At 59.7% G+C, this 23,548-nt stretch carries 19 protein-coding genes and 1 tRNA gene; 16 read left to right on the top strand and 4 right to left on the bottom strand.

Going from position 1 to position 23,548, the window contains the following annotated elements:
* Positions 1-51 precede the first annotated feature (51 nt).
* The 7 genes from ABQ278_RS13665 (at position 52) to ABQ278_RS13635 (ending at position 8,530) form a co-directional block, all read left to right on the top strand.
* On the top strand, positions 52-1,482 hold the full coding sequence (locus ABQ278_RS13665; RefSeq protein WP_349320081.1) for a Do family serine endopeptidase: 1,431 nt from the start codon (positions 52-54) through the stop codon (positions 1,480-1,482).
* Between the two features lie 72 nt (positions 1,483-1,554).
* A complete protein-coding gene (locus ABQ278_RS13660) occupies positions 1,555-3,516 on the top strand; it encodes a peptidase M61 (protein WP_349320080.1) in 1,962 nt (653 codons plus the stop codon).
* A 69-nt stretch (positions 3,517-3,585) separates the two neighbouring features.
* Complete coding sequence (locus tag ABQ278_RS13655; protein ID WP_349320079.1) at positions 3,586-3,813, top strand: hypothetical protein; 228 nt, start codon at positions 3,586-3,588, stop codon at positions 3,811-3,813.
* 111 nt (positions 3,814-3,924) lie between these two features.
* Positions 3,925-5,211, top strand: coding sequence for a replication-associated recombination protein A (locus ABQ278_RS13650; RefSeq protein ID WP_349322172.1), 1,287 nt, complete (start codon positions 3,925-3,927; stop codon positions 5,209-5,211).
* A 20-nt stretch (positions 5,212-5,231) separates the two neighbouring features.
* On the top strand, positions 5,232-5,735 hold the full coding sequence (locus ABQ278_RS13645; RefSeq protein ID WP_349320078.1) for a DUF805 domain-containing protein: 504 nt from the start codon (positions 5,232-5,234) through the stop codon (positions 5,733-5,735).
* Positions 5,736-5,744: 9 nt separating this feature from the next.
* Positions 5,745-6,563, top strand: coding sequence for an RluA family pseudouridine synthase (locus ABQ278_RS13640; RefSeq protein WP_349320077.1), 819 nt, complete (start codon positions 5,745-5,747; stop codon positions 6,561-6,563).
* A gap of 194 nt (positions 6,564-6,757) precedes the next feature.
* Positions 6,758-8,530, top strand: coding sequence for a pilus assembly protein TadG-related protein (locus tag ABQ278_RS13635; protein ID WP_349320076.1), 1,773 nt, complete (start codon positions 6,758-6,760; stop codon positions 8,528-8,530).
* A 73-nt stretch (positions 8,531-8,603) separates the two neighbouring features.
* Here ABQ278_RS13635 and ABQ278_RS13630 read toward each other — a convergent pair whose 3' ends face one another.
* Positions 8,604-10,073, bottom strand: a complete 1,470-nt coding sequence (locus ABQ278_RS13630; protein ID WP_349320075.1) for a pilus assembly protein TadG-related protein — start codon at positions 10,071-10,073, stop codon at positions 8,604-8,606.
* 252 nt (positions 10,074-10,325) lie between these two features.
* On the opposite strand from ABQ278_RS13630, the gene ABQ278_RS13625 reads away from it, so the two are divergent.
* Positions 10,326-10,736: a DUF805 domain-containing protein gene (locus ABQ278_RS13625; protein WP_349320074.1), complete on the top strand. Its 411-nt coding sequence runs from the start codon at positions 10,326-10,328 to the stop codon at positions 10,734-10,736.
* Positions 10,737-11,132: 396 nt separating this feature from the next.
* On the opposite strand, the gene lipB is transcribed toward ABQ278_RS13625, so the two are convergent.
* Complete coding sequence (gene lipB, locus ABQ278_RS13620; RefSeq protein WP_349320073.1) at positions 11,133-11,948, bottom strand: lipoyl(octanoyl) transferase LipB; 816 nt, start codon at positions 11,946-11,948, stop codon at positions 11,133-11,135.
* Between the two features lie 44 nt (positions 11,949-11,992).
* Here lipB and ABQ278_RS13615 point away from each other — a divergent pair, with 44 nt between their 5' ends.
* From ABQ278_RS13615 to ABQ278_RS13600, 4 genes are all read left to right on the top strand, one after another.
* Positions 11,993-12,292 (top strand): FliM/FliN family flagellar motor switch protein, encoded by a 300-nt coding sequence (locus ABQ278_RS13615; protein WP_349322171.1) that lies wholly within the window; start codon positions 11,993-11,995, stop codon positions 12,290-12,292.
* A 97-nt stretch (positions 12,293-12,389) separates the two neighbouring features.
* Positions 12,390-12,473, top strand: a tRNA-Leu gene (locus ABQ278_RS13610).
* 107 nt (positions 12,474-12,580) lie between these two features.
* Complete coding sequence (mgtE, locus tag ABQ278_RS13605; RefSeq protein ID WP_349320072.1) at positions 12,581-14,086, top strand: magnesium transporter; 1,506 nt, start codon at positions 12,581-12,583, stop codon at positions 14,084-14,086.
* Between the two features lie 140 nt (positions 14,087-14,226).
* Positions 14,227-16,692, top strand: coding sequence for a glycoside hydrolase family protein (locus tag ABQ278_RS13600; protein WP_349320071.1), 2,466 nt, complete (start codon positions 14,227-14,229; stop codon positions 16,690-16,692).
* A gap of 1 nt (position 16,693) precedes the next feature.
* Here the strand turns inward: ABQ278_RS13600 and ABQ278_RS13595 are convergent, their stop codons facing one another.
* A complete protein-coding gene (locus ABQ278_RS13595; protein ID WP_349320070.1) occupies positions 16,694-18,523 on the bottom strand; it encodes a patatin-like phospholipase family protein in 1,830 nt (609 codons plus the stop codon).
* A 115-nt stretch (positions 18,524-18,638) separates the two neighbouring features.
* Here ABQ278_RS13595 and ABQ278_RS13590 point away from each other — a divergent pair, with 115 nt between their 5' ends.
* Positions 18,639-19,028 carry a DUF1489 family protein gene (locus ABQ278_RS13590; RefSeq protein WP_018083847.1) on the top strand — a complete coding sequence of 130 codons (390 nt, stop codon included), beginning with the start codon at positions 18,639-18,641 and terminating at the stop codon, positions 19,026-19,028.
* Here ABQ278_RS13590 and panC read toward each other — a convergent pair whose 3' ends face one another.
* The gene (panC, locus tag ABQ278_RS13585) at positions 19,029-19,871 is read right to left on the bottom strand and encodes a pantoate--beta-alanine ligase (protein WP_349320069.1); all 843 of its coding nucleotides are present in this window, start codon (positions 19,869-19,871) and stop codon (positions 19,029-19,031) included. It abuts the gene before it with no gap.
* Positions 19,872-19,939: 68 nt separating this feature from the next.
* Between panC and ABQ278_RS13580 the strand changes: the two genes are divergently transcribed.
* From ABQ278_RS13580 to ABQ278_RS13570, 3 genes are all read left to right on the top strand, one after another.
* On the top strand, positions 19,940-20,563 hold the full coding sequence (locus tag ABQ278_RS13580) for an SPOR domain-containing protein (RefSeq protein ID WP_349320068.1): 624 nt from the start codon (positions 19,940-19,942) through the stop codon (positions 20,561-20,563).
* 63 nt (positions 20,564-20,626) lie between these two features.
* The gene (locus tag ABQ278_RS13575) at positions 20,627-21,892 is read left to right on the top strand and encodes a hypothetical protein (RefSeq protein WP_349320067.1); all 1,266 of its coding nucleotides are present in this window, start codon (positions 20,627-20,629) and stop codon (positions 21,890-21,892) included.
* A 9-nt stretch (positions 21,893-21,901) separates the two neighbouring features.
* Positions 21,902-23,545: a phosphatidylglycerol lysyltransferase domain-containing protein gene (locus tag ABQ278_RS13570; protein ID WP_349320066.1), complete on the top strand. Its 1,644-nt coding sequence runs from the start codon at positions 21,902-21,904 to the stop codon at positions 23,543-23,545.
* Positions 23,546-23,548: the final 3 nt, after the last annotated feature.

The raw sequence follows: 23,548 nt of genomic DNA, 5'->3' as shown, positions 1-23,548 counted from the left end.
GCCGCAAAGATTTTTACATTTAGCCGCACAAGCCAACCTCCGGGAATTGACATGAAACTGCGCGCCCCTGCCTATCTTTCCATCGCCGCCCTGCTGGTGGCCTGTTCGCCATCGCATTCGCAGGATGCCCAGAAATTCTCCGGCACCGGTTTCAATGACACCCTGAACGCGCCGAGCAAGGTGCCGGACAGCGCGGTCGGCATGAAGACCTCGTTTGCCCCCGTGGTGAAGACCGTGGCGCCGGCCGTGGTCAACGTCTATGCCAAGGGCGTGGCGCGTCAGCAGGTCGATCCGTTCTGGCAGATGTTCGGTGCCGTGCCGCGCCAGCAGGTCCAGCAGTCGCTCGGTTCCGGCGTCATCGTGCGCAAGGACGGCATCGTCGTCACCAACAACCACGTCATCGAGGGCGCAACCACCTTCATGGTCGTCACCAATGACCGCCGCGAATACCCCGCCAAACTCCTGCTTGCCGATCCGCGCACCGATCTGGCCGTGCTCCAGATCGACCAGAAGGGCGCCAGCTTCCCGACGCTCGAAATGGACGATGACCGCAATCTGGAGGTTGGCGATCTGGTGCTGGCCATCGGCAATCCGTTCGGCGTTGGCCAGACCGTCACCAACGGCATTATTTCCGCCCTCGACCGCACCGAGGTCGGCCCCGGCGGTGGTTCCTATATCCAGACCGACGCCGCCATCAATCCCGGTAATTCCGGCGGCGCGCTGGTCGATATGAATGGTCGCCTGATCGGGGTCAATTCGATGATCCTGTCAGGCTCGGGCTCGTCGTCCGGCGTCGGTTTCGCCATCCCCTCGGCCCTGGTCAAGCGGGTGGTCGAGAGCGCCGCCGGCGGCGCCACGCACCTGCAACGGCCCTGGCTCGGCGCCAAGGGTGACACGGTCACCAGCGACATCGCCAAGTCGCTCGGCATGGATCGCCCGGCCGGCGTTCTGGTATCGGATATCTATGCCGGCAGCCCGGCCGATCAGGCTGGCCTCAAGACGGGTGATGTCATCCTGACCATCGATGGGCAGCCAATAAATGATGCCGCCTCCCTGCGCTATCGTATCGACCTGATGTCGGTGGGCCAGACCGCCGTAGTCGACGGCATGCGCAACGGCAAGCCGGTGACGTTACGGATCAAGGCACAGGCGCCCTCAAACTCGCCGCCGCGCGATGAACGCACCATCGACGGCAAAAACCCCTTCGCCGGCGCCCATGTCGTCAACCTGTCGCCGGCTGTGGCCGAGGAGATCGGCGTCGATCCGTTCGATGCGCCGAAGGGCGTTATGGTGCTGTCGATCGACTCGGCGCGCACCTTTGCCGCCTCGGTCGGCCTGCGTCCCGGCGATATCGTCAAGTCGGTCAATGGCAAGGTGATCAGCACGACCGCCGATCTGGAAGCGGTGACCAAGGCTGGCGCGCGGCGCTGGCAGATCACCATCATGCGCCGCGGTCAGATCATCACTGCGACCTTTAGCTGATATCCGTGGCAACCACTTTACAGGCTGCGCGACCTGACCAATAGTACCGCCTTATATTTGAGGAGGCGCTGCATGTTGAAGGTATCCGTTCTGGCTTTGGTGATGGCCCTGATGGCGAGCGGCGCCAACGCACAAGCGCTGCCGGTTCCAGCGGCGGAGACGCCCGCCTTACCGGCGCCGCAGGATATCGACTATCCCGGCGTTATCCGTTTGCACGTCGATGCCACCGATCTGGATCGCCATATCATCGCCATGCGTGAGATTATTCCCGTCAGCAAGGCGGGGCGGCTGACTCTTCTGGTGCCGAAATGGCTGCCGGGCCACCATTCGCCGGGTGATAGCGACCTGACCAAGATCGCCGGACTGCATATCAGGGCGGGCGGCCCAAACGGACAACAGGAGCTGAAATGGCGGCGTGATGATGTCGATATGTACGCCTTCCACGTCGAGGTGCCGGAGGGTGTCAGCGAGGTAACGGCCGATTTCCAGTACCTGTCGCCGGTGCAGGAGAGGGACGGCGTCATCGTCCACACGCGCAACATGCTGACCCTGCAATGGGAGAACGAAAGCCTCTATCCTGCCGGCTACTACACGCGCCGCATCCCGATCCAGGTCAGCCTCACCCTTCCGAAGGACTGGCATTTCGCCACGGCGCTGGAGACGGACAGGCGCGAGGGCGATGTGGTCACCTTCAAGCCAATCTCCTACGACAACTTCGTAGATTCGCCCCTGATCGCCGGACGCTATTTCAAGCGCTACGACATGGCGCCCGGCGACAAGACGCCGGTATGGATGAACCTGGTGGCCGATGATCCCAAGGAACTCACCGTCTCGGATGATGTGCTGAAGATCCACCGCAAGGTTGTTCAGGAGGCCTATAAGCTTTTCGGGGGGCAGCACTATGATCATTACGACTGGCTGGTCGCGGTCTCCGATGAGATGGGCGGTATCGGGCTGGAGCATCACCGCTCGTCCGAGATCGGTATCGAACCGGGCTATTTCGCCAATGTCGCCGGCAAGGGCTTCGGTCGCAACATCATCGCGCATGAATATATCCATTCTTGGGATGGCAAGTATCGCAGGCCGGCGGGGCAATTCACCCCGACCTTCAACGAGCCGATGCGCAACGAGCTTTTGTGGGTCTATGAGGGCGGTACGACCTATTGGACCGACGTGCTGGAAAACCGCGCCGGCCTTTATAATTTTGAGCAGCGCCTGCAAATGCTGGCGGTGACGGCAGCGAGTTACGACATACTGCCGGCACGCCAGTGGCGCGATCTGCAGGACACGACCTACGATCCGATCATCTCAAACCGGGGGCCGAAATCATGGCCGACCTGGCAGCGCTCGGAGGACTATTATGCCGAAGGGGGATTGATCTGGCTCGATGCCGACACCCTGATCCGCGAAAAGACCGGCGGCAGGCGGTCGCTGGATGATTTCGCACGCGGTTTCTGGGGGGCGCATAACGGTTCCTACCTGCCGGCGCCCTATAGCTTCGAGGACGTGGTCAAGGCGCTGAACGATGTCTATCCGTATGACTGGGCAAGCTTCCTCAACACCCGTCTGAACCGCACAGGGACAGGCGCGCCACTGGATGGTCTGGCGCGGGCGGGTTACAAACTGGTCTATAACGACACGCCGTCTGACTTTATCAAGAGCAACGAGTCCAAGCGTGGCGGCGCAGCGCTGGGTTACAGCCTGGGCCTCAGCGTCGGCCGTGACGGCACCCTGCGCGATGTCCTGTGGGATGGGCCTGGCTTCAAGGCGGGGCTCACGGCGGGCATGAAGGTGATCGCGGTCAATGGCCGGGCCTTCGATGGCGGACGTCTGAAAGACGCCATCGTGGCGGCCCATGCGCCCGGCAACCGCGACAAGATCGAAATGATGGTGCAGGACGGCGAGTATTTTCGCAGCGTCAGCTTCGACTATCATGACGGCCTGCGCTATCCGCATCTGGAACGGATCGACGGCACGAAAGATCTGCTGAAGCCGATCTATGGGGCTGAGGACAAGCCCGTAAACAGAAAATAATTGGCGCAAGGTGTTAACGCGCGTTAACCTGTTGGTGCGGAGAATCATGTCTTCGCACCGGAGGTCAGGTTGCGTTTTTCAGCCCATGCAGGACAGGTCGAGAGCCGCGCCAGCGCCTATTGGCGTCAGCGCGTTCAGCCGGTCGAGCCTCTTGTGCGGCGGGCGGCGCGTGGTTCTGATGCCTGGCCGGATGCGCGGCAGGAGCCTGTGCATGGCCCGGCCGTCTATGTGACCCTGTCACCGGCCGCGCAGGCGCAGTTAGATCATCTGCGCCAAAGCCTCGCCGCGCGTCGATAAAATCGCAGTTTTGCCCTTTCAACTGCGGGCGCTCCGTTCTATATTTGTTTCATGTCCAAAGCCCCCCTGACTGACCTTTTCGGCACACCGGAGCCGACGCTGAAGAACACTATGCCGAAGATCGATGACGACCAGAAGCCGCTGGCCGACCGGCTGCGGCCGCAGGTGCTCGCCGATATCGTCGGGCAGGATCATCTGCTGGGGGAGGGCGGCGCCATCGCCCGCCTGATCGAGCGCGGCTTTCTGCCGAGCCTGATTCTGTGGGGACCGCCGGGCGTCGGCAAGACGACCATTGCGCGCCTGCTGGCAGAAGCCGCCGGTTACGAGTTCCAGCAGATTTCGGCGGTTTTTTCGGGCGTCGCCGATCTCAAGAAGGCGTTCGAGCAGGCGCAGTTCCGCCATGGCCAGGGCGCCCGCACCGTCCTGTTCGTAGATGAAATCCACCGCTTTAACCGCGCCCAGCAGGACAGTTTCCTGCCCTATGTCGAGGCGGGCGTCGTCACCCTGATCGGCGCCACGACCGAAAACCCGTCGTTTGAACTTAACGGCGCGTTGTTGTCACGCTGTCAGGTGTTCGTGCTGAAACGGCTCGATGATGCTGCGCTTGATGGCCTGATCGCCCGTGCCGAAGGTTTCCTGGTGCGCAAGCTGCCGCTAACGCCGGAAGCCTATGATACGCTGAAACTGCTCAGTGATGGCGATGGCCGCTATATCCTGAGCCTGATCGAGTTGCTTGATCATATGGGCTTTGACGCACCGATCGGTTCCGATGGCCTGCTGGCGCACCTGCAAAAGCGCCGGCCTAACCACGACAAGGACAAGGAGGGTCATTACAACCTCATTTCGGCCCTGCACAAGTCGGTGCGCGGCTCTGACCCCGATGCGGCGCTCTACTGGCTGGCGCGGATGCTCAATGGCGGCGACGATCCCCTGTTCATCGCCCGCCGCATGATCCGCATGGCGTCGGAAGATATCGGCAATGCCGACCCGATGTCGCTTTTGATGTGCCATGCCGCGCGTGACACCTATGAGGTTCTGGGCTCGCCGGAGGGTGAACTGGCGCTGGCGCAGGCGGTGGTGCACATGGCCTCGGCGCCGAAATCCAACAGCGTCTACACGGCCTTCAAGGCGGCTCAGAAGGCGGCGAAGGAAACCGGCCATCTCGATCCGCCGGCGGTGATCCTCAATGCGCCGACCAAGCTGATGAAGGGTATCGGCTATGGCGCGGGCTATATCTATGACCCCGACGATCCGGACGGTTTCTCCGGTCAGAACTATTTCCCGGACGGCATGAAACGCCCGAAGTTTTACGATCCCAAGGGCGATGGCCACGAGGGAAAGACCAAGCAACGGCTTGAATATCTCAGCGAACTAAGGCTTCTTAAGCAGAAGCGGTAATTTCATACGAGGGGGTAAGTATGGGGTCGTTTTTAATCTGGCATATCCTGATCATTGTCTTGGTTATGTTTGTGCCAGGGCTGGTGTCGTGCATCGTTGTTTTTAGGTTGCCGCTTCCGGAAGGGGCTAACCGTTTTGGCGCGCCGTCGCATCCGGCAGCATCCGGGCAGGCATTGGTACGCGGTTTCAAGCGCGCTTTTGTTTTTAATGGCAGGGCATCGCGTTCAGAATTCTGGTGGTTTTTGTTCTGGACGATGGCTTCGTATGTCATCATGAACGTGGCTTTCTGGAAAGCGATCGCGGCAGAAGGCGAGATTTCACGCGCGTTACTTATTCTGCCATTTGTTCCTTTGATTTTTTATTTACCCCTCCTGTCTGTTGCCATACGTCGCCTTCAGGACGCCAATCGCAGCGGATTATGGGTGTTGCTGGCCTTTGGCGGTTTTTCAGTTTTGGCGTTGCTCGTGCTTCTGGCGGAGCAGGCACGCGATGGCGTCATTGACGACGGTGATGCCTTTGGTTAGGCATCGCCCATGGTCAAGCAGTCCCCCCAACATCGTAAAGCCCTGGAAACCGGCCGGCGTCGTCCGCGTCAGGAAGCCGTAAGCACCAACCCGCGCAAATTGCCCAAGGCGATCACGCCCGAGGAGACGGCGTGGGTCAAGTCGATGATCGTCTATGAAGACGCCGATATCTTCGGTTTCAACAAGCCGTCGGGACTGTCGTCGCAAGGCGGGCGCGGCGGCGGTCATAATCTCGATGACATGATGTGGGCCTTCGCACGGCCCAACGGCAAGCGGCCCAACCTGATCCACCGCCTCGACCGCGATACGTCGGGCATCCTGCTGGTGGCCAAGACAGCGCCAGCCACCTCCTATCTCGGCAAGGCGATGATCCGCCGGGCTTTCGCCAAGACCTATCTGTGCGTCGTCTCCCATCCGCAAAACCTGCCAGACAAGGGCGTGATGGAGTTTCCCCTGCGCCGTGAGGAGCTTGGCCGCGAAGCCTATTCGCGTGTCTGCGAGGCCGATCATCCCGAGGCGCAGGCGGCCAAAACCGCTTTTGAAGTGCTGAGCCGCACCGACGAGGTGGCGTTGGTGCGCTGCATGCCGCATACCGGACGGATGCATCAGATCCGCGTTCATCTGGCGCATATGGGATCGCCGATCGCCGGCGATATCCGTTATGGCGGCGCCCTGAGCCTGGGTGGTATTGGCGTCAAGCGCCTCATGCTGCATGCCCTGCGCCTGACTTTTCCGCATCCGAACGGCAGCGGTGAGTTTACCCTGTCAGCGCCCCTGCATCAGGATGTGGTTGAGTTGTGCCAGGCGCTGGACCTAAGGGTGCTGTAATAGCAGTGAAACGTATTTTCATGCTTTATTTATCTTAATGACTATTAATTATAAATAGAAATTAATATTACCAATTTTCTCATTTCTGTTTACTGTTAAAATTACTGCCTTTTTAATCAGCGACTGATAATTTTCGGGTTTGTATTGTATAACCCCGGCGAAAAAATCGCTAATTAAGCCTCAAGGGCACCTGAATGACCGGTTTACGTGGTTTTCTGAAACGCTTTCTAACACAGACACGCGGCAATGTGACGGTTACCGTGGCCTTGGCCATTATTCCAATCGTCGCCGTGACCGGCGCGGGCGTGGAATTCGCCAATGTCCTTACGGCCAAGGCGCGGCTTCAGGATGCGGCCGATAGTGCCGCCATTGCTGCGGCGCTCAATTCCAATGGCAATCTAACGTCCCAGACGACGGCCGCCAAGAACGCCTTCTGCGATAACCTCTCCGATTCCGGCAGCGTCTCCAACACCTATTGTGGCAAGTCTGTGCGCGACGGGTTTGATACCGCGGCCGGCGAGTTGACCGTCACGACGGACAATAATATCCAGACCATGCACTATGCGGCCACCGCTACGGTGAAGACGCTGGTCGTTGGTAATATGTCCGAACTTCTGATGGGCCAGAAAACTGATATGGGCTCGGTCACCATCAGCGCCAAGGCGGATGCCGGTGTGACCATGAACGCCGCCGAGATCGTGTTCGTGCTCGATAACACCGGTTCGATGGGGCAAAAAACATCGGGCGCCACGGTCACCAAGATGGAAGCACTCAAGAGCAGCCTGGATGCGACGCTGGCCTCATTGCTCGATTCCAGCGGCAACAATATCGGCAAGACCAAGGTGGCGCTTGTGCCCTTTGATACCCAGGTAGCGCTTGATAACGTCGCCGGCATGGGCAGCTATACCGGCAATTTCGCAACCTCTTCCGATCCCTACACCTGCACGGGCCTGAGCTCTGAAAAATGTACGGTGCTGGTGGCCAATTACAGCGATATGTGCGGTTCCAGCAGCGCCTGCCTGGATAACAAGATCAACTATACCGGCACCTATACGAGCAATGGCAAGAGCTATTTTTCGGTTATGTCGACCTCGTATTACAAGACCAACAGCACCTACCGCAGCTATGGGCGCACCTATTATTACTACTACATCATGTACAAGATATCGACGTACAGGGTGAGCGGCACCAGCCTGACCTATTACAGCGGCTCCAGCAATGGCGATTATTACGGTAACGCGGCTTACTATTCGCCGCCATCGGGCTATAATTATCAGCAGTATACCGGCACGATCGCCTACACCTCGCAGGCTGCCGGCGGCTATAACAGCGGTTCGACTGTGGTGATCAAGGACAACACCACCATCACCGCCAACAGCGATCTGCTGGGCGTGACCAGTGGCGCCTGGACGGGCTGCGTGATCGATCGCGCGCAGTCCTACGATGTGACCTCGGATGCGCCGGTGGCGACGAACACCGATACCCTCTATCCGGCGTCGAAATGCGCCACCAATTCCCTGCTCCCGATCATGGATCTGACGACGGACGTCGCCGCGGTGCGTACCTACGCCACCAAGATGACGCCGGCCGGCAACACCAATGTCACCATAGGTATCCAGTGGGGTATGGAGGTTCTGTCGCCAACGGCCCCGTTTGCCGGCGGCGCTGCGTTTACGGACAAGACGATCAACAAGTATATGATCATCCTGACCGATGGTATGAATACGCAAAACCGCTGGACCACCAACAATACTGAGATCACGGCGCGGATGTCTCTGGCGTGCGAAAATGCCAAGAAACTGGGCATTACCGTCTTCACCGTGCGACTGGAATCAGGGGATTCGACCGCCCTCCAGAACTGCGCCTCGAATACGGGCTACTATTATAACCTGTCCAGTTCCAACCAGATCAGCGGCACGCTTGGCAGCATTATGAAGTCAATCAAGAAGATACGCCTGACCAACTAAGGCTGAGCTTCAAAAAGAAGAAAGGGCGCTCTTTACAGGGCGCCCTTTTCGATGGTGTCGGTCAGTTTGGGGATTAGCTGGTCAGCCTGACCTTGGTCAACTGGCCGCCGATGGTTTTGAAGGCCGCGATAAGGTCGGCTGAGCTTTTGGCATCGAAATAATGGGCGTTGTCGGTGGCGCAGCTTTGGAGATAACTGAGGGCCGTTGCGTCCTTCACACCAAAGCCAATGGTGTAGATCTCGATATTCTTCGCCCTGGCGTAGTCGCAGACCCTTTTTTGATCGGCATAGGTGACGGCAACCTGAGCCGTCGTTCCTGTGGCGACAGAGCCCGAGTTCGTTGTGTAGCCTGTATTGGCGCCATCGGTCATAAGCACGATGGTCTTGCGCGGAATCTTGTTCTTCGTGTCGTAAGCTGCCCCTTCTTTAAAGGGAGCCGGCGGAGACAACACATTAACACCCCAGATAAGTCCGCCCGGAGTATAGGTATTGCTTGTAACCTTTGTAACAAAGAGACTGTCAATGACAGAGGTGATTTTTGAACTGTCATTGGTAAGCGGCTGAATGGGCACCAGACAGGTGGAGGTTTGTTCAATATAACCCTTATAGGCCGTCGTAGGATCTGGCATCACCAGTGCGTATTGTGAGTTAACTTTTACCATCTGGTTATAGATGCAGCCATACCACTTATTTGTCGTCGTTGTTGTCGTAGCTTTTGTGCAGCTTTCATAAGGCGTGATGGCGACCGTTGTGCAGGTTTGCGCCTTGGTCCAGCAACCATAGGTCTCAGGAATACCATCAGTGTATCTTGTGCAGGTTCCCCACGTGCCGCCCGTACAGACTTGCTTAGTGCTGATGGTCGTGCATTTGGCGGGGTTGTTTGAGACCGTAGTGGTATCGTTCGGCACCGACATCCAGGTCTGGCCGCGGTTGCCGGTGCCGACATTGATGTGCTGGGCGTAGGGCACAACCGACACCTTTACATAGTCCTTGTTCGCCGGCGTCATAATCGAAGCGATCAGGCTTTTGGCGGCGGTTTTAAGCACCGCCAGCTTGGTCTGGGAGCCATCGAGAGGCTCGTTCATTGACCAGGTGTTATCCAGCACAAGGGCCACCTCCAGGGTGCCATCCGAGGCGCGGATAGAATTGCTGGTCACTGTGTAACCGAGGCGATCGAAATTCGGGTTCAGCAGACGTATGATGAAGGTGTTATAGGCGCCGGTCGCCGTGGCGGAGACGGCGCGGGTGGTGGCGTCATATTTGAACGACACCAGTTCCGCATCGATCTTGCCCTCATCGATGTTGGTCTTGAAGACCTTGTTTGCCAGGGCCTCAAGGTCCTTTTCATTCTGGAGCGATGAGATGGCAGCTGAAAGCACCGCTTCATCCAGAGCGTCACGCGTCGCGTTCTTTTTGACAGTGACAAGTGAGAAGTCAACGGCGCCGCCGATCGCGCACATCACGATCAGGAAGGTGAGGCCAAAGATAATGACCGTGTTGCCCTGGTTGTTTTTCAAGGCGGCGGCGAGGCGGTGAAATAACATGATGCGCTTCCCGTGATCTGAACAGGCGGCGCGTCGTGCCATGCGCAGGCACAGCCACACGGCCGGTTATAGTTAATGGTGAAACCGTTAAGGATTTGAAAACGATGTTACTAAAAGGCGCGGCCGTCGTTGAAGCGATCAAGAAGGACGTGCCTTATGTAACGGGCTGACAACTGGCAGACAGATTTTTGCTTTTATGCTGCCTCGCTATAGTATAGTTGACACCTAGTCTGTGACCCTAAGGAGCCGCGCATGAACCCCAAGATCGACTGGAGCGAACTGTTCTTTTCCTCCACCGGCCGGGCAGGGCAGGTGCCGTCGATCATCGCCGGCGCTATCCTGTTGCTGGCCCTGGCTGTTTACGAGTTGGTGGTGACGGGCGGTTTGCAGTTCCTCGGCTGGATCGTCTACCCGGTTTTCTTCTATTGCGGTGCCTGTGTGCTGTCGAAGCGTCTGCACGATCGCGGCCGTTCGGGCTGGTGGGCGGCAATCATCCTGTTGGCGATCGTCATGGTGTGGCCGGCGCCGACGGGTTTTTTCGATTTCATCGCGGTGGTGGTGCTGATCTGGGCTGTGATCGACCTGTGCGTCATGCCCGGTGAGCGCGGCGATAACCGCTACGGCCGCACGCTGTTCCGCCTGACGCCGCGCGAACAAAACTGACTGATATGCTGAGCGTGGCGACAACCGCTATGGCCGCACGCTGTTCCGCCTGACGCCGCGCGAACAAAACTAACTGATATGCTGAGCGCGGCGATAACCGCTACGGCCGCACGCTGTTTCGGCTGACGCTTTGCGAAGGCTGAAGGTTAGATGAGGTTTAAACACGGATAAGGCACGGATGTTGGCCTTCGGCCATCTACACGGATAAGGGCACGGATTTTATGGGCTACTTCTGGCGCATAGTTTACTGTTTGCCGACATAGTGTTGCAAGGCGAATGTCGGACGGCTTTGCCGTCAATCATGCTTCGTAACACGCTTTTCTCTCGAAAGTTTCTCTGAAATCCGTGCCTTATCCGTGTCGATGCGCTTGCGCATCATCCGTGCCTTATCCGTGGTTAAATCTTTTCTTCAACCGGGCCGAAGAGCGCCTCGAAGCTCAGCTTCAGCGCATAATCCACCTCGTCCATCGTCACCGGCAGGCCAAGGTCAAGCAGGCTGGTCACGCCGTGTTCGGTGATGCCGCACGGCACGATCCCGTCGAAATGCGACAGGTCGGGTTCGACATTCAGGCTGATGCCGTGGAAACTTACCCAACGGCGCAGCTTGATGCCAATGGCGGCTATTTTATCTTCTTTATATTTGCGCTCAAACGCCGCGGGGCTGCCTCGCAACGGCTCGGGCGGCCATTCGGCCTTGCCGTTTGATGTCGAGGCAAGCTCGCCATCAAACGGAGACGGCTCATAGCCCTTGTCCTTGCGCTCGACCCACACACCGACGCGGCCGTCGCGGATATGACCCTCAACGTTGAAGCGCCACAGGGTGTCGATGATCCAGTGCTCCAGCGCCTGCACAAAGGCGCGAACGTCCTTCTGGCGCTGGTTCAGATCAAGCATCACATAAACGACGCGCTGGCCGGGACCATGATAGGTATATTGCCCACCGCGACCGGCGTCGAAGACCTCGAAACGGTCCGGCGCGATCAGGTCCTCGCGTTTGGCCGAAACACCGGCGGTATAGAGCGGCGGGTGCTCGACGAGCCACACCATCTCGCGCGCTTCACCGGCATGGATGGCCGCAACTCGCGCCTCCATGAAGGCCAGCGCTTCCGGATAGGGCACGGGCGAGGGCACCACCACCCATTCCGGCGGAGCGCCCGTCTTTTTGGCGAAGGGCGGGGTGTTTTCGTCAGGATTTAACGTCTCGGAAAGCATGTCGCTTCAATGTGTCATAAGTTGTTAAGAGGCAAGGCCCTAATATAGGGGCTCCCTCGGTGTTGCGTGGGTTTAAGGGGCGTTTTTTCGTGTCAAATCAGGTGGGCGCTGTTCCCGTCGAAATTTCTGTACTTCTCGGGCGTTCGGTTCTGCCGATGGCGCAGCTTCTGCGCATGGGCCGTGGCGCCGTGATCCCGCTTGATGCCCACGAGCACGATGAAGTGTGGATTCTGGCCAACAACCATCCGGTTGCGCGCGGTGAAATCCAGATTTTCGAGGAAAAAATCTCGATCGTCGTGACCCGTCAGGCCAATGTTTACGACTTTATGGCCATCGGCACCTGACTTTTTCAGCTTATTTTTCGATACCCCCATATTTTTGCGAATAAGGGCTTCCCAAAGCGTTCAAGTGTTGCTATTTGCGCCCCTCTCCGGATGGCATGCGGTCATGGCGGAATTGGTAGACGCGCAGCGTTGAGGTCGCTGTGGGGCAACCCGTGGAAGTTCGAGTTTCTTGACCGCACCAGCCTTCGCTCTTAAGTAGAGCTAGACCAAGCCAATACCAGGGCAGGGTCGACGGAAGCCGGGGTTAAATTTTGAGGTGCGCTAAGCGTAGCAAGGGGAGCCTGAGCGATGAGCCAGAAGTCCGAAACCCCTCAAAAGCCCAATTCTTCTGAACCTGACATCATCACCGTGGCAGCGCCCGTCAAAGAGCGACGCGACACGCGTGACAATGACGAAATTGACGCCGAGCTGATCACGCCCGAGCAGATCGAAGACTTCGCGCTCAAGGACGATTACGCCCTTAATCCGCAATATATCTCGCTGGTCATCGACGCCGCCGATCGCGGCGACGGCCTGCGTCTGCGCGAACTGCTCGACGCGCTCCACTACGCCGATATCGCCGACCTTCTGGGTTTTCTGTCGGAAGATTACCGCGAAGAGGTCATCCCGTGGATTCCTTCCGACGCTCTGGCCGATATCCTGCCCGAACTCGACGATGACATCCGCGAGGAAGTCATTGAGAGCATGCACACGGCTGATATCGCCGAGGTGCTGCAGGAGCTCGATTCCGACGACGCCGCGGCGGTCTTTGAAGACCTTGAGGAAGACCAGCAGAAGGCGGTTCTGGCCGCCATGCCGGAATCCGAGCGCGAGGCCATCGTCACCTCGCTGGCCTATGAGGAAGAAACCGCCGGCCGGTTGATGCAGCGCGAAGTCATGGCGGCGCCGGCCTTCTGGACCGTGGGCCACACCATCGATCATATGCGCGAAAATGGCGACGACCTGCCGGAACTGTTTTTCGACATCTATGTTATTGACCCGAGCCACAAGCCGGTGGGGGCCGTGCCGGTGTCGGTGCTGATGCGCACCAAGCGCGATCTGCCGCTGTCGCAGCTCATGGAGCCGATCACCGAAATCACGGTCGATCAGGATCAGGAAGAAGTCGCCTACGTCTTTGAAAAATATCACCTGATCTCGGCGCCTGTGGTGGATGAATTGGGCCGTCTGGTCGGGCAGATCACGGTCGATGATATCGTGAACATCATCCAGGCGGAAAACCGCGAAGATATTCTCGCGCTGGGTGGTGTGTCCGATATCGAAGGCCGGGATACCGGCATCATGGGCATGGTCAAGTCGCGCCTGCCGTGGCTGTTGATCAATCTCGCCACTGCCTTCGCCTCGGTGACCGTGATCAACGCCTTCCAGGGCGAAATCGTCAAGATGGTCGTGCTGGCCAGCCTGATGCCGGTGGTGGCCTCCATCGGCGGCAATTTCGGCACCCAGGCCCTGACCGTTTCGGTGCGGGCGCTTTCGGCACGCGAACTGACGGCCGCCAACGCCACGCGCACCTTGTGGCGTGAGGTCGTCTCCGGCTGGCTGGTGGGCGCGTGCGTAGCGGCGGGACTGGCGGCGGTGACCTTCATCTTCTGGCATGACGCCAAACTGGCCGGCGTGATCGCCGGTGCCATTCTGATCAACTTCACCATGGCGGCTCTGGCCGGCACGCTGATCCCCATGGGAGCCTCGAAGCTGGGCATAGATCCGGCCGGCGCGTCGCCCATATTTGTGACCCTCGTCACCGATTTCTGCGGCTTTTTCAGTTTCTTAGGCCTGGCCGCGATTATACTCTTGTAAATCTTAAACGGTCTGTGGTTTGCTAGACTTAAGCATAAGAGCCCGAACTGTCTTGTTTTGGGGCAATCGGGTGTAATATGCCTGTCTTTTGCGGGCTTTGGGGCCAGTTTCAGGGCCAAGTTCAGGGGCTGTGATTACGGATGAGAGCGCGTCAAAAAGTTTCCCGCGCGGGGGTTGAACTCATCAAGAGTTTTGAGGGGTTACGCACACTGGCTGCCCGCCTGCCGGACGGACGGTGGACGCTTGGCTATGGTCATACCTTTTCCGCCCGCGAAGGCGCCCGTGTTACGCAGGAAGACGCCGACGCGCTGCTGCGCTTTGATCTGTTGCCGGTGGTGGATGCCATCAACAATCTCGTGCTTGTGCCGCTCAATCAGAACCAGTTCGATTCCCTGGTCTCATTTGCTTTCAATATCGGCACCGAAAATTTTGCCGCGTCGAGCGTGCTGAAGCGCATCAACGAAGGCCGGATGAGCGAAGCCGCCCTGGCCATGGATAGCTGGCGTTCGGCCGAATTCAACGGTCAGACCTATGTTCTGGCGCCGCTGATCCGCCGCCGTGCCGCCGAAAAAGACCTGTTCCTGACTCCGGAAGATATCAGTCATCAGGCCGCAGCCCTGGGTCGGCCTGTTGAGGACGCCTTGGTTGAAGCGCCGATCGCTCCGCCGGTCGAGATGCCCGTTGCGCCTCCCGCAGCCCCCGATCCGGCGCTCTACCACAATCCTTACGCCACCCCGGCCGCACCGGTGGCGTCACCAACGCAACGCCAGATTATCGATCTCGGTTCGCCTTACAGTGCGCCGGTTGAGAAGCCAGCAGAGAAGTCCTCAGAGAAGCCGACCATCGTGCGCATGGCCGATGTGTCACCCTACGCGCCGGAAGCGCCGGTTGAGCCGGCGATGAGCGCCGAGATTCAGGCCGCTATCGCACGGGCTCAGGAAGAACAGCGCCAGCGTGAAGAGGCCGCCCGAGCGGCTCAGGCGGCTCAAGTTCAGGCCCAAGCTCAAGCTCAAGCTCAAGCCATGGCGCAAGCCGTCGCCGCCGCCCGCGCGGTCGAAGAGGCGCGCCAGCGCGAGGAAACGCGTCTGCGCGAAGAAGCCCTTATTCTGGATGCGCAGCGCATGGAAGCCGCCCGCGCCGAACAGGCCCGCCAGGAAGCCGCGCGTCGTGAGCAGGCGCGTCTGGATCAGTGGCGCGCCGCCGAGGCCCGTATCGAACAGGCACGCCTTGAGCAGGAACAGTTCGAAGCTGCGCGTCAGGAGTTGGCGCGTCAGGAAGCCGCCCGTCAGGAACTGGAACGCGCCGAATGGGCGCGTGAGCAGGCGCGTTTGGAGCAGGCTCGTTTAGATCAGGCCCGCCTGGAGCAGGTCAGGCTGGAACAAGCTCGTCAGCAGGAACTGAAGTGGGAGCAGGAACGCCTTGAGCGCGTCCGGATTGAGCAGGAGCTTGCCGAACAGGCCCGTATCGAAGCCGCCCGACTTGAAGCTGCCAGACTGGAGCAAGAGCGCGTGGAACGTGAGCGTCTTGAGCGCGCCCATGCCGAACAGGCCCAGCTTGAACAGGAACGGATCGCGCGCGAGCGTACCGATCAGGTCCGGCTTGAGCAGGAAAGGCGCGAACAGGAAGAACGCGATCGCCAGACAAGCGCCGAAGCGCCGGAGCCGATCGTGGCCGATGAGGCTGAAAGAGCACGCAAGGCCGAAGCCGCCGCGGCGCTGATGCGTCTTTATTCGCCCTATGGCGGCGGCAATCTCGGTCGTCCGCTGACGCCCAATCTCTTCCCGGCCAAGCCTGCCAGCCAGCCCGACACTGTGACATCAACGCCGGTTTCCACGCCCGCGCCTGAGCCGGTTGAGCCCGCGCCCGAATTCACCCAGCACAGCGTCATTTCGCCGTCGCAGGTTGAATCGGCGCCGTTTGAAGTGGCTTCGCGCGCCGAAGATCTGACGCCGGAAACAGATTTACGGCCTGTGTTCGCGCCCGTGCCATCGGCCGCCACCATGCCGCCGCCGGTCATCACGGCGCTCAATCCCTACGCCAAGCCCGTGGCGACGCCTGACACCGCCAGCGAGACAGTGGTTGAGGTGCCGCGTCCGGCGCCGGTCAATCTGTCGGCGCCGTCCAATGCGCCTATCGCGGCCGAAGTTGGCGGCCTGAACTGGCGTGACCAGCTCCAGCGTCCTCTGCCGCAGGATTATCAGGCGCCGGCTTCACAAGTGGCGGCCGAACCTGAACAGCCTTTCCTGCGCGCCGGCCCTTCGTCCAATTTCCAGACTACCGAAACCTATGAGGACGACGATCATGCGTGGATGATGAATGGCGATCGTATCGCCCTGTCATCCGAAGAGCATCAAGGCGAGGAAAAAACCTGGTGGCAAATGATCGCCGAGACCATGTGGCTGATTATTTTCAGCGGCGTTGGTCTGGGGTGCCTGGGCTTCGCCACCGGTGCGTGGTGGCAGGCGACGCACGATCAGGTGGTTGTCCGCGCCGGTCTGGTTGATACCTACACCACCGTTTCCATCATCATGGCGGCGGCGGGCATTCTTTTCGTATCGATCTCGGTCTGGCTGATCCTGAAACGCCTCGGCGGTCTCAAAGATTAGATTATTTCCGGGTCTTCTGGTTCGGTGGCGCGTTCGTCGTGGCGATATAGCTGTCATCGGGCGTGAAGGCCGGAATGTTCGGATGGACGCTGTGGCCGAGCTTGCGCAGGGTCGTGACCGGTGAATTGAGCTGAGACAGCGTCGCCACCGTGGTCTGGTAACCGGATTCCACCGCCTTGTCGTAAGCCTTCCAGTCGCGAATCTCGACGCCTTCGGGCTCTGGTATGATCAGCAGATCCGTGGCCGCGCGCGACATCGCCAGATCAGCCGCGGTGGTGATGGTGGCAGACCGCATCATGACAGAGACAATCGGCGGGCCGCGCCGCCAGTCGCCACGCGCGAACCACGCGCCGAGATTTTTCGGCACGTGCAGCGCTCTTGGATCAAGCCCGCGCGCCCGCGTCACGTCTACACCGATAACGGTGCCGAGATGGGTATTGCGCATCATGGTGGCGGGGAAGGAGCGCATCACCGCGCCATCGACCAGCACCTCGCCATCCTCCACCACGGGCGGCAAGACGCCCGGCAAGGAAATCGACGCACGCAGGGCCTGACGCAAAAGTCCGGTCTTGTGCACCTTGAGCGCGCCGGTGGTCAGGTTAGATGACAGGCAGAAATAGGGGATCGGCATGTCCTCGATCTGGACCTCGCCGAAGTGTTTCTCCAGCCGCTTGTCGACCTTGGCGCCGGAGACCATCGAAATGAACGGCATGACGATATCGTCAAGTGGTGACGAGTTGACGAAGGCGTCCCGGATGCGTGTATCGATCTCGGCCTCATCCCAGCCCAGCGCCAGGCTGGCGGCGAGGATCGCGCCCATGGAGGAACCGCAGACGAAATCGACCGGGATGTGCGCTTCACGAAGCGCCTGAATGGCGCCGATTTCTGAAAAGGCACGGGCGCCGCCGCCTGAGAAGACCACGCCGACGCTATGGCCGGCGACGATGCGGGCGATGCGGGCGGCGTCACTGACATCATGGTGATGGACGTGGAACCAGCGCGTCGGCTTGATCACATCGAGCCAGGCCCTGGTGCGGCCCGGGGTATGCGCCTTGGCGACGCCTTCGGGATATAGCAGGACGAGATCGGGCGCGCGATGCAGCAGGGATTTTTCCCAGGCGCAGGCGGTGGGATTGGGTTTCTGGCTGGCGTCGGCCAACAAAAAAACATGATCGACCTGACGCGCGCTCAAAAGCCGCCAGTGGCTTTCATGACATTCAGCGACGTGCAGCACATAGTCGTTGTCCGCCTCGATCTGGGTAAAGGCCTCTGGTGCGGTGCCGTGAAAATCCTTGTCGAGTATAGCGACGCGATAGCCGAGCGCCCGAATTTGCACGGCGATGCGCTCGATCAGTGGGCGTATGGGCTGTTCGCTCAGGGCATAGAAGGCGAAGACATTGGGTGTGACATTGGGTGTTTCGCGCTTGGCGCGCTCAATCATCTTGCGCGCCAGGGCGAGCGTCAGTTCCGGCTTTGATTCCATGGCATCGAAGAATTCTTCGCGCGGCATGGCCAGCAGGTCGGAATCGCGCAGGGCGATGACGGTCGAGGTATGGTGGGTGCCGGCGATCAGCGACATTTCGCCGACCGGCTCACCGGGGCGGATAATGCCGATCAGCGACAGTTCGTCGTGATCCTCATCGTGGCGGAAGGCGCCGAGGCGTCCTGACCGCAGCAGGTAGAGGTGATCCGATTCGTCGCCGGCGCTGAAAAGGCGCGAGCCGCCGGGCAGGGAGATCAGGCTGGCGCTTTGCCCCAGCGTGGTGCCGAAAAGGCTCTCAAGGGCAGCCTGCAGGGATGGGTGTGGTTTTTTATGATGTTCACTGGACATATCGACGACGCGGTATCATTTCCTCAGCACAATTCTAGTGTTGCACTAGATGTGCGCCTGATTTGCTTCTAAAACTTTAAGCCTGTTTTTTAACCCTGTTAAGGTCTGTTCCGCGTTGAGTGACATTCATCTGGTAAAATTATGCGTTGGCGCCGACAGTCTGGACGATCTGCTGGGCTGGGAGAAGGCGCGCGGTGCGGTGTCCTATATCCACACCCGCAACCGCCCGACACGCTGGGAGGAACTGCTCGATGGCGGATCGTTGTACTGGGTCATCAAGGGCGTCATCCTATGCCGGCGCGAGATCGTGTCGTTCGATGAAGAGGCAGATCACTGGCGCGTGGGCTTGAGCACAAAGAACATTCTCACCGAAGCGCAGCCGCGCCGTGCCTTTCAGGGCTGGCGCTATCTCAAGCCGGAGGACGCGCCGCGCGATATCATCGAGGGCGAAACCGACCTGCCGCCGGATATGATGAAAGCGCTGAAAGAGGCGGGCGTTTGGTAATCAGGCCGCGATATTATCAATCAGTCGCGTCTTGCCGAGCCACAGGGCGGCGAGCAGGCGGCGGGACCTGGTATCCGGCGTGATATCGGCCAAAGTTTCAGCGTCACGCAGGGCGATGTAGTCGATCTGCCCGAAGCCCACGCGCGTGAGTTCGGCCTTGGCGTCTTCGATGCTGCCGCCGTCGCGGATGGCCTCCAGCGCCTGATGCAGTTTCGGTGCGATGGCGCGCTCTTTGGGCGTCAGGTAGGCGTTGCGCGAGGAGAGGGCCAGGCCATCGCTTTCGCGGATGGTCGGCAGGCCCACAATATCGATGCCCATGTCGAAGTCGCGCACCATGGCGCGCACGACGGCCAGTTGCTGGAAATCCTTTTCACCGAAGACGGCCACATCGGGGCGGACCTGATGGAACAGCTTCGACACCACGGTGGCGACGCCGGAAAAGAACTGCGGGCGGAAATCGGTTTCCAGTCCGAGCGCCGGCCCCTTCATCTCGATACGGCTGGCGAAGTTCTCGGGGTAAAGCCCATCGACCGTTGGTAGATAGACGAGATCGCAGCCGACGCTTTGCAGGCGGGCGACATCGCCGGCCTCATCACGCGGATAGCGGTCGAGATCCTCGGTGGGGGCAAATTGCAGTGGGTTGACGAAGATCGAGACCACCACCTTGTCGCACAGGGATTTGGCATGGCGCACCAGGGCCAGATGGCCGTCATGCAGGGCGCCCATGGTCGGCACGAAGCCGATCGTGGCCCCGCCCGAGCGCATTCCGGATATAGCCTCGCGTAAGGCTGGCAGGGTGCGAACGCGGGTTGTCTCGAAGCTCATCGGGGCGGTATCCGGCATGATCAACTGTCCGTTATTAACCATATTTCCTAACCCTCTTTAAGCGGGTTTGGCGCATAGTCGGCCTTATGACTGATCCATCCCCCATTCGTAAAGCTTTCATTTTGTGCGCTGCGGTGGTGTCCGCCGCCGCATTAACGGCTTGTGACAGCCAAAACCTGAAAGAATCTCTGGCGCGCATCAAGGCAGTGCCGGTCGACGCCAGCGGCCAGCCGTCGGATCACGCGGAGGCGAAAAGCCTTAACCGCGAGGATGTCGAGCTGGTGGTCAAGACTGCCAAGGATCTGACCGTCGGCGAGGAAGGCCTGCTCCGTGACGCCAAGGGGCCACTGGTCAATCCCAAAATCACCATTGCCATTGTCGACCCACTGAAAATACCCCCGGCTGTGAACGCCCCTCTGGAGACCGGCATCACTGCGACACCGCCCGCTGTTGTAGCGGCGTCGAGCGCTGGCCGGCTGATTCAGATCGGTTCGTTCGCATCGGCTGACGCGGCGCAGAACGCCTGGAAGGGGTTGCAGGCACGTTATCCCGGCATTGAGCAATACCGCCCCACCTATCAGAGCATCACCACCGCTGCCGGCAAGCCGATGGTGCGCCTGCGCGTCGGGCCCGTTACCGATGACAATCAGGCGCAGTCGCTGTGCCGTCAACTCGACATCCGCGACGCCTGGTGCGCCAAGGCGGGTTAGCCTGCGCTTGTCCGTAGCCGCGAACTGTGGTGAATTGGCTTCAGGTTAACCGGGGCTGTTTTCATGAAATTTTATTTCGGCGTCATGGCGGCGTTGTGCAGCCTGACCATAGGCTCGGCCGTCTGGGCTTCCGAGGCCGGCAAGGGCATGCCGCTCACGGCGCCGGGCGTGCCGCATACGCTAATCGATCTAAACGCTGATCAGCCGGACGTCGATGACGTCACTGCGCGAAAAAATATCAAAGAAGCGCTTCAAAAGGCCCAGATACAGGCGAAGGTCGTGGCGGCTCAAGGTGGGGATCTGGATGCACAGGTCTGGCTTGGAGAACACTATTCCCTCAACAGCTCCTTCCGTGATGGGGTCGAAGGACTGCGCTGGCTGATGGTGGCGGCGCAGCGCGGCGACGCGGCCTCGCAAGCGCGGCTGGCGCAAGTCTATGACGGCAATCACGGCGTGGTGCGCAACCGGGTGCAGGCCTTGCAATGGTATGACAAGGCCGCCGCTTCTGGCAATGCTGACGCACGCGCAGAACTTTGCCTGACCTACGTGCACGGCAAAGATCGTCCGCGGGATATCGCCAGGGCCAAAGGTCTGTGCCAACTTGCCGGTAATGACGCGCGCGGCCATGCTTACTACGCCATGGGTCTGATGCACGAGCAGGGCTTAGGCCTTCCTGTTGATCTTGCGACGGCGCGCGCCTATTATGACGTGGCGTCCGAACGCGGTCTGGCCGACGCCACGGATCGTCTGGGCGTTTTGGCTGAAACGCCGGACGAGGCCACGGCCCTGTTTCGCAAGGCCATGACCGGTGGGTCTCTCGCGGGTGCTGAGCATATGGCACATGCTTATGAGGTCAGCGGCGATCTGGTGGCGGCAGCGCGCCTTTACCGTTATGCAGCCACGCGTGGATCGGCCAGCGCCAGCGACTGGCTCTCCACACATCCGGCCGAATTGCTGGCCTTACCGCCTATGCTGAACCTGAGTGACGCCGGGCGTGATTTCGCCATCGTCCGCATCCCGGCGCATGATGACCTGCCGACCATCGAGACGAACTTCAGGGACTATTTCTCGCAGGCCTCCGATTACTATCCGGAGCGGGCGGTGGAGGAAGAGATCGAGGGAGAGTCGGATATCGTTTGCCATATTTCGCCACAGCGCAAGGTGACGGACTGCCTGCCGGTGGCCGAGACGCCTGTGGGTTATGGCTTCAATGCGGCCATCTTGCGTTTCCTTGATCAGGAGATTGAGGTAAGGCAAGGAACAGATCAGTCGGGCCTGCCATTGGTCGGCAGGGATTTCGAGATTATTTTCAAATGGCAGATGGAATAATCGCCTGATATGACCGCCAAGTCCGATATACGCTATATCCTGTTTGATTCCGCCGCGCGCCTCATCCCCATGATCTTCGCGGTGGTGATGTTCACCGCCGGCGCCCTGCTGCTGATTTCAGTCCTGACGCCGATCGATCCGGCCGTCATGCCGATTGTCGAGCGCAGTTTGCCGCTCGGCCTGGTCGAATTCTCGCATGCCATCGGCACTGTGATTGGTGTGCTGATGATCTTTCTGGCGCGCGGCCTGTGGGAACGCATCGACACCGCGTGGTATATAGCTCTGTTTCTGCTGTGCGGCGGCGCGGTCTTCTCGCTGACCCGCGAACTGGCCCTGATCAACGCGGTCATGCTGATCATCTGCGCCCTGCTGCTGATACCGTGCAAAAGCGCCTTTAATCGACGCTCCAACCTGCTCACCCTGTCGATCAATCCCTTCTGGGGCGTTCTGAGCCTGGCGACGCTCAGCTTCATCGTCTGGGTCGGTTTTTACGCCTATGACAATGTGCCCTATGCCCATTTCCTGTGGGTCGATGTCTCCTACCATGCCAACACTTCACGCTTCCTGCGCGGCATCGTCATCATGGGCGTCACCATCGCCCTGATTGCTCTGTACCGTCTGTTCGGCATTGCGCGCATGTTGCCGCCTATGCCGCAGGCCGAAGATATCGAACAACTGAAGGCGGTCGTCGAAGAGGCCTCAAACCCGCAGGCCTGGCTGGCCCTTTTGCGTGACAAGCATATCCTGTGGAATGGCGATCGCACCGCCTTCCTGATGTACGGTGTCTCCGGCAAGCAGTGGGTCGTGATGGGCGAACCTGTGGGGTCGGTCGCCGAGGCGACGGCGCTGTGCTGGGAACTGAAAGAAATGGCCTCGCTGGCCAACGCGCGCATGAGCTTTTATCAGGTCAGTCCGTCGATGCTGCCACTGATGCTGGATCTTGGCCTGTGGCCCTACAAGATTGGTGAAGAGGCCCTGGTCCACGTGCAGAGCTTTGATCTCGCCGGCAAGAAGGGTTATGGTTTCCGACAGACACTCAAGCGTTTCGACGGGCTGGGCGCCACCTTTGAAGTCATTTCGGTCGAGGATGTCGAGCCGCATCTTGCCCGCTTGAAAGAGGTGTCCGATGCCTGGCTCAAAACCAAATCGGCCAAGGAAAAGAGCTATTCGCTCGGTTCTTTCAAGGCGGACTACATGCGCCTGACGCCGGTGGCGGTGGTGAAGCTCGATGGCCGTATCATGGCCTTCGCCAATCTATGGCCGACGCAGGACAAGGCGCTGCTGACGCTCGACCTGATGCGCTACGATCCGGAATCACCCGCCAGCATCATGGAATATCTCTTCCTCAAGCTTATCCAGTTCAGCCGCGAGCGGGGCTATGGCACCTTCAGCCTCGGCATGGCGCCGCTGGCGGGCCTGGAAGCCAAACCCTTAAGCAGCGCCTGGCACAAGCTGGCAACTCTCATCTATCAGTTTGGCGGTGACTTCTACAATTTCGAGGGCCTGCGTGCCTATAAGGAAAAGTTCAAACCCGACTGGCAGCCGCGCTATTTCGCCGTTCCCGGTCAGGAAACAGCCTTGGTGCCGGCCCTGATGGCGGTGGTGGCGCTGGGTTCCAAGGCGCCGCGCGCGAAGGACGAAGCCGAGACCTGAGCC

Origin of the sequence: Asticcacaulis sp. MM231 (assembly GCF_964186625.1) — a bacterium.
GTDB lineage: Bacteria > Pseudomonadota > Alphaproteobacteria > Caulobacterales > Caulobacteraceae > Asticcacaulis.
Note: the sequence above shows the minus strand (reverse complement) of the source record. Positions and strands in the feature narration are given on the sequence as shown.

Bases quoted from the DNA above. Each gene is read 5' to 3' on its own strand.
- ABQ278_RS13645 (WP_349320078.1), top strand. From the start codon at position 5,232: ATGGGGTCGTTTTTAATCTGGCATATCCTGATCATTGTCTTGGTTATG.
- ABQ278_RS13660 (WP_349320080.1), top strand. From the start codon at position 1,555: ATGTTGAAGGTATCCGTTCTGGCTTTGGTGATGGCCCTGATGGCGAGC.
- ABQ278_RS13665 (WP_349320081.1), top strand. From the start codon at position 52: ATGAAACTGCGCGCCCCTGCCTATCTTTCCATCGCCGCCCTGCTGGTG.
- ABQ278_RS13580 (WP_349320068.1), top strand. From the start codon at position 19,940: ATGACTGATCCATCCCCCATTCGTAAAGCTTTCATTTTGTGCGCTGCG.
- mgtE (WP_349320072.1), top strand. From the start codon at position 12,581: ATGAGCCAGAAGTCCGAAACCCCTCAAAAGCCCAATTCTTCTGAACCT.
- ABQ278_RS13600 (WP_349320071.1), top strand. From the start codon at position 14,227: ATGAGAGCGCGTCAAAAAGTTTCCCGCGCGGGGGTTGAACTCATCAAG.
- ABQ278_RS13575 (WP_349320067.1), top strand. From the start codon at position 20,627: ATGAAATTTTATTTCGGCGTCATGGCGGCGTTGTGCAGCCTGACCATA.
- ABQ278_RS13630 (WP_349320075.1), bottom strand. From the start codon at position 10,073: ATGTTATTTCACCGCCTCGCCGCCGCCTTGAAAAACAACCAGGGCAAC.
- ABQ278_RS13570 (WP_349320066.1), top strand. From the start codon at position 21,902: ATGACCGCCAAGTCCGATATACGCTATATCCTGTTTGATTCCGCCGCG.
- lipB (WP_349320073.1), bottom strand. From the start codon at position 11,948: ATGCTTTCCGAGACGTTAAATCCTGACGAAAACACCCCGCCCTTCGCC.
- ABQ278_RS13625 (WP_349320074.1), top strand. From the start codon at position 10,326: ATGAACCCCAAGATCGACTGGAGCGAACTGTTCTTTTCCTCCACCGGC.
- panC (WP_349320069.1), bottom strand. From the start codon at position 19,871: ATGCCGGATACCGCCCCGATGAGCTTCGAGACAACCCGCGTTCGCACC.
- ABQ278_RS13635 (WP_349320076.1), top strand. From the start codon at position 6,758: ATGACCGGTTTACGTGGTTTTCTGAAACGCTTTCTAACACAGACACGC.
- ABQ278_RS13650 (WP_349322172.1), top strand. From the start codon at position 3,925: ATGCCGAAGATCGATGACGACCAGAAGCCGCTGGCCGACCGGCTGCGG.
- ABQ278_RS13640 (WP_349320077.1), top strand. From the start codon at position 5,745: ATGGTCAAGCAGTCCCCCCAACATCGTAAAGCCCTGGAAACCGGCCGG.
- ABQ278_RS13595 (WP_349320070.1), bottom strand. From the start codon at position 18,523: ATGTCCAGTGAACATCATAAAAAACCACACCCATCCCTGCAGGCTGCC.